We start from the raw sequence: 10,419 nt of genomic DNA, 5'->3' as shown, positions 1-10,419 counted from the left end.
AGGGACGCGGCACCAGCCGTGGCCGGATCGAGCGGATGATGCAGCGGCATGGCATCCGAGCCATCATGGCGCCACCACGCCGGGTTCGCACCACCGACAGCCGTCATGACCTGCCGATCGCACCGAACCTGATCATGCGCGACTTCACGGCGCCTGCTCCGAATCGGGTCTGGCTCGCCGACATCACCTACATCCCGACCGCGGAAGGCTGGCTGTACCTGGCGGCCGTGATGGACCTCTTCAGCCGTAAGATCGTCGGCTGGGCCATGGGCGATCACATGCGCACGGAACTCGCCTCATCGGCCCTGACGATGGCGATCCAACAGCAACGACCGGAAGCTGGATTGATCCACCACTCCGATCGCGGGCTGCACGCCGCGATCGGAATGGTGGACGAGGCCTCCGCCGCGCAGCGGTCTCCGCTCCGCCAGCGCCTGTTCGAGCGCATCGAGCACAAAGCCTGCGTGAGCGCTGCGCGACACCCGCCAGCCGACGATGCGGCCGGCATAGGCGTCGACGACGAAGGCGACATAGACGAAGCCAATCCAGGTGGCGACATAGGTGGTGAAGTCGGACACCCACAGCGCATTCGGGCGCGGCGCCTGGAACTGGCGGTTGACGTGGTCGAGCGGACCGGGTGCCACGCGATCGCTTATCGTGGTGCGCACGGGCTTGCCCCGGATCGCCCCTTGCAGGCCCATTTCCTTCATCAGCCGCGCCACCGTACAGCGGGCGACATCCCGACCTTCGCGCCGCAATTGGCGCCACACCTTGCGCACGCCGTAAACAGAGAAGTTCTCCTCGAACACGCGGCGGACCTCGACCTTCAGCGCCGCATCGCGCCTGGCGCGGGCTGAAAGTCTGGCTGGATTGCGCCGCTTGGCAACGTGATCATGGTAAGTCGACGGGGCAATCGGCAGCACCTTGCAGATCGGCTCGACCCCGTAAGCCTCGCGATGATCGTCGATGAAGGCGATCATGGCTTGAACCGGCGGTCGAGCTCCGCCTGGGCAAAATACGCCGATGCCTTGCGCAGGATCTCGTTGGCCTGCCGGAGCTCCCGGTTCTCCCGCTCCAGTGCCTTCAGACGCTCGGCAACATCCGTCGGAACGCCGACCCGTGCGCCGCTGTCGACCTCGGCCTTCTTGACCCACTCATTGAGCGTCTGTGGCGTGCAGCCGATCTTCGCGGCAATTGAGCACACCTGAGCACACCGCCGCCCAGCGTGACGGATGCTCGCCTTCGTGATCCAAAACCATCCGTACCGCGCGGGAACGGACCTCAGTTGAAAATTTGTTCGTCGTCGTCTTGCTCATAACGGCCCCACCTTTTCAGGAGTTGGGGCCTCCGGCAATCCCGAGGCGGTTCAACCTAGCCAACGGCATTGTACCACCCTTCTGTACCACTGAGGAGCGAGTAAGCCATTGAATTTGCTAATTTGCTTTGGATTTCACGCTCTTAGAAGGGCGATGGTGCCCAGGAAAGGTGTTGGCGTCTGCAATCCAGACAACCTTGAGAACATTCAGTTTTTTGTCGCCCTTCTAAGATTCTTTGTACCAGCTTTGTGTACCAAGGAAGTGGCTAAAACCGGCGCCCCACAATCGTGGTCAACGAAGACGTTGGAGCCAGTACCAGATCGCCGGTCATCCCACTGCCGCTACCCCCGATGGTCATCGATGTGGTTCCATCGGCATAGTCGAGGAACTTATCTTTCTTCAGAGCTTCGAGCGCCAATCGGATCGCAGTTTCCCGCCATTCTGCGACGTTCTGGACGTTCACTGGTCCGCCGCTGGCGCCCTCGATGGCCGAAATCAGTTCCGGCCATGCGGCTTGGATAGTGCGCAAGTGTGGGAGTGCTTTCACTTCGAGTGAATACTTGTCCTCAAACGCAACCACCTTCTGAATGAAGCCCGTCTGAGTGAAGCCCGTTGCGTCGATGGCTTGGATCGTCGCGTTCAGCTTTGCCGCAAGCATCGCGAAGAGACGCCCGAGACCCTCAGCGTCATGCGCCTTAACCGCTTGCAGCAAGTTGAGCGGCAACGGAAGCTGCACAAACCGTAGACCTGAGTGACAAAGGGGGGCGACCGTGATGTCGCGAGCCCATCCTCCTCCTGCCTCGAAGTTGATCCACGGGCGATGGATGCTGATGGGACTACATAGGATCATGACTGCCTGCGCAGACCGAAGCCCCTCTGTGATCTTGTCCAGCCACCTTGAACCAACCGCGATGGTTGTGTCTTCAGAGGACAAAAACACCTCGATCATGCCCAAAAATACCCGCTCGATCTCCGTTTTGAACAACCCTGCCAATTCGGCTTCTTCGTTGATGTGGCTGAGAAAAACGAGCGGCTTGGTCATGGACACTTCAAGGCTCTGACTTGACGATTTGGGAGGACAGTTTCTGCGACGGCTAGGCTACCGCGCGGAACGGCAGCGGACGAAGTAAGCTTGATCCGGGGCCACCATCAAGGCTCGAATGGGGACTCCGACCATTGTAGAAGGCGAGCGTCGGCCGATCGAGGCGCGGGCATCCGGCCCCTCCAAACAGCTGCATTCCGATCGTCGACCTGGGAGCAGACGATTACGTATATGTCGTACTAGCTGAAGTAATCCTCCGGCCCGCCTTCGCGGACCATATCGAGGGTAAAGCAGTGGAATCCCCCACCAAAGAGCCGCCTGTGGCGGTGCCGAACCGGGACCACCTGAAAGCGATTCCGTTCAAGAATCCGAGCCAGTTCGGGACAGGCATCGTTGACCAAAACGAGGTCAGGAGCGACCGAAAGGACGTTGATATCTATGTAAAGACTGGACAACAGCAGATCGTCGTCGTCGTAAGTTGGGAAATTGTTTTTGAGTGGTTCGGGCGCGACTATCATGTCCCAGTTGCGCATTGCTTCTGGCAAATAATCGGCCACCTCGCGAGACCGCACGAGCAGCCGCCCCGGTGCAAGCGGTAAGACCATGCTATCAATATGGCTATCGCTCAGTTTGTAGGCACGGTGGATCCGAAATCGTCCATTTAAATGGCGCTCTAGCCAATCGCATGCCATCGCATGATTCTCGGTGGCGATATTTACGACCAGATCGCGTCCCAAACGCAAACACAGCGCACCATCCCACATCATCTCTAGGCCAACGTCATAGGGATGCGCTCGGGGATGGCGGATCGGTTCTATTGGGCCGCCGGTCGTTGATAGGACGTAGGAAGGATCGAATGACCGGTCGGTCATCAATGGGCGCGGCATCACCGACCATCGCGCGCCTTCGCCGAAATAGGACGCGAAGATTGGTTTGAGAAATTGGGTCTCAAAGTATCGCGATCGGAGCATGGGAGGGGTCTCGATCACCTCGTCTCCAACCACCAACGCTATGTCGCGGACATTGAGCGGCGGCACCACCGCCGCTGACCAAGCAAGGGTACGAACCTCAACGCTGGACACATCGAGCGTCATCGGTCGATGCACGGTCACGTCAAGCGCTCGCAACGTGTCTACAATTCCTTCGACGTCCTCATTCAGTTCATCAAGGTACCGGTCCTTGATCCGATGGCGGACCCGTGCGTCAGTTTGCGTACCTGCTGCCGCCAGACGCGGATAATACCACTCCGAGCGCCCCTTCAGATTATCATGAAAGAATAGATCGAAAGAGAGTTCGCGATCGTGAGCCGTATAATTGGTGGCCGTACCCACTACGACTTCGTTCAATCTCGACCACTCATCGTACGAATTCAAGGTCATGACACCTCCCAGCAGCGCGATCTTCCGCTCTCTGCTTCACTGAATGGGGCACGGATCACCCGCTTTGGTTGACAGGTCAGATGCGCGGTGCGCTGTTGCCGCATACGTGCTCTGCACCACGTATTCAACCTATCTGACTTGGGAGGTCCGCCACTACGCGATGACGTATTACCTATCGCCTGTCTCGGTGGCATCGCGGGCATTGGGCTCCCGGTTCTACGTCTGCGTTCGCTCGAACTTGGCCTCGCGGAATACGCGCAGCCCGTCGGCGCGCGGTGATGGTTCTCTCGACATGCTAGTTTACGAGCATTGCTCGGCGCAATTCGGCCGCTTGCCCGGGCGCGATCACCGCCGACGAATTGAACAACTCGTCCATCATATGCTGATCTGCTTCGGCTCCCGCAGAGCATGCTTTCGAGCCGGCTCTGTCGGTGCCCTTTCGAGCGGCCACGACAAGATCCTGCTGTGCAGGTGCGATCTTGATTCCGATGCGTTTCGCCCAGGCAGCGCTCGTCAACGTCTGAGCATTGAGCGTTATGGTCAGCGACCGCTGCCTGCCAACCGCCGCGCGGGCTGGGTCCACCCGATAGGTGTTGCAGATATCGCAGGAGGCCAGCAGGTTTTGCGGAGCGTTGTTGCGGACGTTGCCATCTCGGTGGTCGACCTTCAGTCCTCCCACGTCACCCAGGTACGGCACCAGGACATCGATACGGTCCTGGACCGTTGTTGTCGTAGAAAACCGGTCATGGCGTGAGCCTCGTGATGGTCATCCGGTTGACGTTGTAGCTGCGGGCGATCTCGGCCGGGGCCTCACCAGCTTCACGGCGAGCCAAGGCCTCGCGCTTCTGCTCGGGCGTCAGTTTCGGTGGGCGGCCCATGTGTTGGCCTCTTGCGGTCGCCCTGGCTCGGCCTTAGCCCAGCGATATTCAGGTGATCTGGCCCAGATACACCGAGGCCGCGACAAAGTTACTGATGGTCGAGGGCGCCAACGGCATGCACAGCTCTCGCAACACTGTCCCGAAAGGCGCGATCGGGCATATCCCCTTCACGTTGATACTCAAGCCCGTTTGGGGCAAGCGCGGCGAGAAATTGCCGGTCAAGCTCGCCGTGCTCGACCAATTCGGCAATGTGCACAAGATAAAGCTGGAATGCCGCTACATGGGGCCGCCGGTATGACAGCCCACTACCTCACCCGTATCGATGCAGAAGAGAACATGGCACGGTTCTACAAGATCGATGTGCAGCCCACGTTGTTCGGCGAATGGGCCGTCATCCCCGAGCGGGGCGCATCGGTCGGGGAGGGACTGTGCGCACCACGCCCTATGGCACTGCTAGCGAGGCGGAAGCCGCTCGCGACCGGCAGTGGCGTATCAAGGAAGCAGAGGGATATTCGAAATGAGCGCCTACAGCTCCCCGCTTCTGAAAATCTTGTTCTCGAAATCCGGCAACCGCTGTGCATTTCCCAAATGCACGTCTCCTATCACCGAGGGAGAAACCGTTATCGGCGAGATTTGTCACATCGCCGCGGCCAGCCCCAAGGGGCCGCGTTTCGATGCAAGCCAGGATGATGCTGCACGGAACGGCCAGGGCAATCTCGTTCTGCTCTGTCCTACTCATCATACCGTCATCGATGCCGACGTCGAATCCTACACGGTGGAACGCCTGCTCAAGATGAAGCTTGACCACGAGGCCAGCGTCACGCCCGTTCAGGGCGAGGAAGCGGCCAACGGGACGTTGCTGCTGTTCGATCAGTCGGTGCGCAATGACAGATACTGCCACCGTCATCGATAAGTATCTTCGTGAACTGGTTCACAGATGGACAGGCCAGACCGCGATACACTGACCGCAGTTCTTCGCAGACGTGCGCCTGTGCGATCAGCGTGTTCGAGAAGCGTCCAACATCGGCGCTACCGATCGTTCGCACTGATCGCGTTTTGCAATGCTGCGATCTATCAACCTTTCTAATTTCGTTCAATCGCATTCAGTGCGGAAGAGCGTCTGCGGATGCTCTCCAATGATCCAAGGACGACTAATCTCTTCATCTTTACGCGCTTCAAAAGCTTGATCGGAGAATAAGCTACGCGAACAATTGGATGGAGGAACCAATGGTGAAGAGAGCAATTGCGCTCGGCGGTGGCGGTCCGGCCGCAGGACTGCACATTGGGGTTCTGGAAGCTCTTGCCAAGGCAGGCATCACCTTTGATGTGTGGGCATTGTCCTGCATCGGTGCCTGGGTTGGGATCGTTTATAATCAGTTTGATAAAGTTGAAAATGAAGATAGGGCGGAGAAGACCTATCAATTCTTCAAGAATGGCGTGTTTCGAGACGACGAAGGCTATAAGCGCTTTCCCATAAACACCGTGTTCGGTCCAGATTGGGGAGGAAGCATCAGCAGGACTATGACCAGCTTCGTCATAGATCCCAAGAACTATCAGCATTTATGGGACCCATCGAGCATTGTGAATGCTGCCAGGGATTCCATGTGCTGATTCCGCTCGATGTCGCCCACGATTCCGGAATGATCTCGCCCACCGTTCCGATTTGATGTCGCCCGCCATTCCGAGATGATCTCGCCCACCATTCCGGGATGATGTCGCCCGGGGTATCGCAAGGGCGAACCCGGGGTGACGAGGCCTCTTCTGGCTCCGATACGGTCCCGCCTTTCGGCTTTGCGAAGGGGGACCTGGATGCCAACGGAGAGGTTTGCGATGCGCCATGTGCGCGATGTGATCAGATTGAAGTCGGCCGGGATGCCGACCCGCGAGATTGCGCGGCGGGTGGGGACGCCCCTTCGACGGTGCGGTTGACGATCCACCGGTTCGAGGCGGCGGGGCTGACCTGGCCATTGCCCGACGACATCACCGACGCTGCGCTGGAAGCCCGGCTGTTCGCCAGCGCGGGAGCCGGTCCCGGCACCCGGCGGGGCCATCGCCGGCAGGCCGAGCCGGACTGGGCGGCGGTACACCGCGAACTCCGGCGCAAGCATGTGACGCTGTCGATCCTGTGGGACGAGTACATCGCGGGCGAACCCGGCGGGTATCGTTATTCGCGGTTCTGCGAGCTCTACCGCGCCTGGGAAGGCCGCCTCTCGGTGACGATGCGCCCGTCGCATACGGCCGGCGACAAGCTGTTCGTCGACTATGCCGGCGACGGCGTGCCGGTGGTAATCGACCGGTTCACCGGCGAGCGACGCGCCGCGCAGATTTTCGTCGCGGTGCTCGGCGCATCGAGCTTCACCTACGCGCAGGCGACCTGGACGCAGGGGCTCGCCGACTGGATCAGCGGCCACGTCGGCGCCTTCGAGGCGATCGGCGGCGTGCCGGCGCTGCTGGTGCCGGACAATACCAAGGTCGCAGTGATCAGACAAGGCGAGCGCTTCATACTGCACCTCATTCCTTTGATGGCGCGGTGATGGCGGTGAGCTGCGCCGGGCGGGCGCCGCGCCCACCGCAGCCTTTGCGGATCGTCATGCCAGGCGGGATCTCCCACAGGCCACGGTTCAGGCTGTCGGTATAGCATTTTGTGATGAGCCCCTGGCGACCCCACGTGTGTACGGCCGTCTCGGAGACGCAGAACCTGGCTGCGATCTCGCGCGTCGTGAGCATACCACGTCGACGCAGCCGCACATATCGGCTCGCAAGTTTGTAGGCGCAGCGAATGAAGGCAACCTTCTTCAGACTGAACGCCTTTGCCTCCCATGTACACCAGCCGTGATTATTGAGAATCTCGGCGACTTCGCGATCGCAATGATGGTCAAGAAGCCGATCAACCTCGGCGACGAGTTCAGGTTTGAACTTGCGGATCTGGGCGATCGGCAACGGCCGGTCGAGCACCAAGGTACGCGTGGCGCCGCCAGACAGGCGCACATGGGCCGTGATCGTTTGCGACTTGATCAAGGTTATGTCGTCGATGAGCAGACGCACGATGCGCTTGCGCTCGCGGGAGTCAACGCGCGGATCTTGCCAGATCCGCGGGAGCTGCTCGGCGAGGTCAAGGATGCGTCGGTGGGCTTCCGCGCTGAGTGCCGCAGCCTGCTGTTTGCTCCGGCGCTCGTAGTCTTCGGCGGCATCGGTATGACGGCGCAGCTTGTCGTTCCATTCCGCCTCAAGTGAATCGGCGACGAGTCGGTTGTCGGGATCGACCTTCATGTAGCGTCGACGCGCAAGCTCGGCTTCATAGCGCATCCGCTCGACATGCTGGCGACGCGCTGCATCGGTCTCTGCGGAGCGCGCCTGAAGCTCGCGCTGCACCTCAAGGGTGACGGCCAGCGTCATCGGCGTCATCAGCTCGATCATCAGGTCTGCGATCGCCGCATCGACGATCTTCCCGGGAACAGTTTGGCAGGTCCATCCCGCACGACGTACCGCGTTCGCCTGGCACAGATAGGTTGGGACGGTGCAGCCGTGCTCCTGGCTGTAGCGCACACCCATGCGTTCGCCACACAGGCCACAGACCACGCGACCTTGGAGGAGCGCCGGTCCCTCGCGCGCCGGTCCCGACCGCCGCTCGCCACCGAAGGCACGTGCGTTGTCGGCGAGCCGCCGCTGGTTGGCCTCGAAGCGCTCCCAGTCGATGTAGCCCTGGTGCATCCCGGGCATGACGAACTGCCAATCGGCCCTGGCAACCTTGACGACAGTGGTGCCACCATCAGGCCGATGCCGTATGCGCGTTCGGCCATACGCAAAAGCGCCAGCGTAGCGCGGATTGTGGAGCACCTGCAGAACGCGCGCATGGTGCGGCGCCGCCCACAGGAGATCACCCTTGTTCGGCCCCGTCCGGAGTCGGCGCGGGAACAGCAAACCTTGCTGCCGGAAGAAGCGGACTGTCTGGACAGCACTTCCGGTCTGCTCGAAGGTATCGAACACGAGGCGGATTGCGTTCTGCACCTGGAGGTCGGGATCGAGGCCGATGGTCCGATCGTTCCCGTAAACCAAACCGACCGGAGGGCACATCTCGAGCTCGCCGCGGCGGGCCTTGTTGAGCTGACCGCCACGCATGCGTGCTTTGAGGATGTGCAGCTCGGCCTCGCTCATCGTACCTTTGAGGCCGAGCAAGAGGCGATCGTTGAAGCTGGCCGGATCGTAGATACCGTCTTCGTCAAGGATGAGCGTCGCCGTCAATGCACACAACTCGATGAGCCGGTGCCAATCAGCCGAGTTGCGCGCAAGGCGCGAGACCTCCAGCCCCATGACAATACCGGCCTTGCCAAGCGCCACCTCGCTCACCAGTTGCTGGAAGCCGTCGCGTGCTGTCGTACTTGATCCGGACTTGCCGAGATCGCGATCGATGACGTGAACGCGATCGACAGGCCAGCCGGCCACAACTGCTCGATCCCGCAACCCATATTGGCGCTGGGTACTCTCGCCGTGCTCGGCAACCTGGCGAAGGGTCGATTGGCGGACATAGAGGTAGGCGTCGCGCTTGAGATGGTCGGCGGTGACTTTAAGCTCAGGCATGGAAGGGCTCCATTGCGATGGCGACGAGAATGCCGGCGATGAGGCGTGTGACGTCGCTTGTTGCGGGCGACGGATCGTTCGGGGCCGAGTGCGCGAGCCGATGGTCGTGGCAGGCCGCCACGGCATCGACCTCCTGTCCGCGTGCTCGGATCCACGCTGCCAATCCCCGTCGACGAAGAATGGCGAGACCTGGGCAAGCCGTAAACTCGGCACGCAATGCGGCGGCGCGTAGCTTCTCGTAGCCGCCTGCTGCGTCCGCAGGCGCGACGATCAGGCTGGGTTGAGTGGTTTTTTTTTGCGCGCCAGCGCGCGCTCCAGGCTGCGTCGGTGCACCTTGACGCCGAACCGCGCTTCGATCGCGTCGAGGAAGTGCGACGTCGTCAGTTCGGGTCTTGCAACTTTGAGAGCGTCGACGAACGCAACGACCTCGGCGGAGACCTTGTGGCCGCCTTTGGGACCGCGCCTGCTCGGCAACAGGCCGGCAAGCCCGGCGGTCTGCAGGGCGCTCTGCGCCTTGTAGAAGGTCGGCCGCGTGACGCCGAATGTCTCGGCGGCCTCGCTGATCGCAACGCCGTCGACCTGGTGGCGTCGCACCATCTCGTAACGCACCTGCACCAGGTCCTTCGCATCGAAGAACGGGTTGCTGACGAACGATGTGTCGCGGACGGCTTCCGGATTTGGATTGAGGACGCCGTCTAGCGCGAGCGCTTCGCTCTTCGGATCCCGCTTCTGCGCCCTGGTCATGCTCGGCCTCAACCTGACGTAAATATAAATACGCCTCTATATGTTGAGTGTCAATGGAGATGTTGACGCAAAATGAAGATACTAGGCTGTTATCTAAGTAATAGCACGTGGCACCACGTCGACAGCATGGCATTATTATCTTTACATGCGCGGCATATTTATATTTACACATCGCTGGCGCCCATGCTCTCGGCGAGCCGGTCCAGCGCGTCACAAAGCGCCAACAGGTCAACCACGCAAAAGGCTGCTCTACCCGCAGCGATCAGCCGGAACTCATCGGGTGGCTCGATATCGGTCCAGGCGCTCGCGATCGTGCAAAGTCGACCGTTCTGGCCCTCATAGACCACCCGGTCTTCGCCCCAATGACGGCGCCGGCAGATCAGTTCGAACTTGCGGCCGCAAAGCGGATGAAAAGGATGCGTGATCCGCACCTCCTGCCGGGTCGTACCCGCATGACCTGCAGTCGACAACTTTTGCCAAGG

10 protein-coding genes, 5 pseudogenes and 1 other annotated feature are annotated in these 10,419 nt (G+C 60.6%); of the genes and pseudogenes, 6 read left to right on the top strand and 9 right to left on the bottom strand.

Going from position 1 to position 10,419, the window contains the following annotated elements:
- Window positions 1-368: pseudogene (locus J6525_RS47825) on the top strand (DDE-type integrase/transposase/recombinase); the annotation flags it as partial.
- Here the strand turns inward: J6525_RS47825 and J6525_RS45740 are convergent.
- The 6 genes and pseudogenes from J6525_RS45740 to J6525_RS45715 form a co-directional block, all read right to left on the bottom strand.
- Window positions 369-1,316, bottom strand: a pseudogene (locus J6525_RS45740) (IS3 family transposase); the annotation flags it as partial. It abuts the pseudogene before it with no gap.
- Window positions 906-1,022, bottom strand: a sequence feature (AL1L pseudoknot). (Overlaps the previous pseudogene by 117 nt.)
- A 265-nt stretch (window positions 1,317-1,581) precedes the next feature.
- Window positions 1,582-2,358: a toll/interleukin-1 receptor domain-containing protein gene (locus J6525_RS45735; protein ID WP_225649536.1), complete on the bottom strand. Its 777-nt coding sequence runs from the start codon at window positions 2,356-2,358 to the stop codon at window positions 1,582-1,584.
- A gap of 52 nt (window positions 2,359-2,410) precedes the next feature.
- Window positions 2,411-2,532: pseudogene (locus J6525_RS45730) on the bottom strand (IS3 family transposase); the annotation flags it as partial.
- Between the two features lie 65 nt (window positions 2,533-2,597).
- Entirely contained in the window at window positions 2,598-3,737 is a 1,140-nt protein-coding gene (locus J6525_RS45725) for a glycine amidinotransferase (RefSeq protein WP_225649535.1), read from the bottom strand.
- A 295-nt stretch (window positions 3,738-4,032) separates the two neighbouring features.
- The gene (locus J6525_RS45720) at window positions 4,033-4,434 is read right to left on the bottom strand and encodes a hypothetical protein (protein ID WP_225649534.1); all 402 of its coding nucleotides are present in this window, start codon (window positions 4,432-4,434) and stop codon (window positions 4,033-4,035) included.
- A 46-nt stretch (window positions 4,435-4,480) separates the two neighbouring features.
- Complete coding sequence (locus J6525_RS45715; RefSeq protein ID WP_225649533.1) at window positions 4,481-4,615, bottom strand: helix-turn-helix domain-containing protein; 135 nt, start codon at window positions 4,613-4,615, stop codon at window positions 4,481-4,483.
- Window positions 4,616-4,667: 52 nt separating this feature from the next.
- On the opposite strand from J6525_RS45715, the gene J6525_RS45710 reads away from it, so the two are divergent.
- From J6525_RS45710 to J6525_RS45695, 5 genes and pseudogenes are all read left to right on the top strand, one after another.
- Window positions 4,668-4,913, top strand: coding sequence for a hypothetical protein (locus J6525_RS45710; RefSeq protein ID WP_225649532.1), 246 nt, complete (start codon window positions 4,668-4,670; stop codon window positions 4,911-4,913).
- Window positions 4,886-4,969 (top strand): annotated as a pseudogene (locus tag J6525_RS47820) (hypothetical protein); the annotation flags it as partial. The gene J6525_RS45710 and the pseudogene J6525_RS47820, both read left to right, overlap by 28 nt.
- A gap of 163 nt (window positions 4,970-5,132) precedes the next feature.
- On the top strand, window positions 5,133-5,528 hold the full coding sequence (locus tag J6525_RS45705; protein ID WP_225649531.1) for a hypothetical protein: 396 nt from the start codon (window positions 5,133-5,135) through the stop codon (window positions 5,526-5,528).
- 314 nt (window positions 5,529-5,842) lie between these two features.
- Window positions 5,843-6,226, top strand: coding sequence for a patatin-like phospholipase family protein (locus J6525_RS45700; RefSeq protein WP_225649530.1), 384 nt, complete (start codon window positions 5,843-5,845; stop codon window positions 6,224-6,226).
- 219 nt (window positions 6,227-6,445) lie between these two features.
- Window positions 6,446-7,101: pseudogene (locus tag J6525_RS45695) on the top strand (helix-turn-helix domain-containing protein); the annotation flags it as partial.
- A 25-nt stretch (window positions 7,102-7,126) separates the two neighbouring features.
- Here J6525_RS45695 and J6525_RS45690 read toward each other — a convergent pair.
- The 3 genes from J6525_RS45690 to J6525_RS45680 form a co-directional block, all read right to left on the bottom strand.
- The gene (locus tag J6525_RS45690) at window positions 7,127-9,193 is read right to left on the bottom strand and encodes a recombinase family protein (protein ID WP_225649529.1); all 2,067 of its coding nucleotides are present in this window, start codon (window positions 9,191-9,193) and stop codon (window positions 7,127-7,129) included.
- Window positions 9,194-9,463: 270 nt separating this feature from the next.
- Window positions 9,464-9,937, bottom strand: coding sequence for a helix-turn-helix domain-containing protein (locus J6525_RS45685; protein WP_225649528.1), 474 nt, complete (start codon window positions 9,935-9,937; stop codon window positions 9,464-9,466).
- 164 nt (window positions 9,938-10,101) lie between these two features.
- The coding region (locus J6525_RS45680) for a DUF5372 family protein (protein ID WP_225649527.1) at window positions 10,102-10,419 on the bottom strand (318 nt) is incomplete at its 5' end.

It is taken from the genome of Bradyrhizobium australafricanum (assembly GCF_020329495.1).
GTDB lineage: Bacteria > Pseudomonadota > Alphaproteobacteria > Rhizobiales > Xanthobacteraceae > Bradyrhizobium > Bradyrhizobium australafricanum.
Note: the sequence above shows the minus strand (reverse complement) of the source record. Positions and strands in the feature narration are given on the sequence as shown.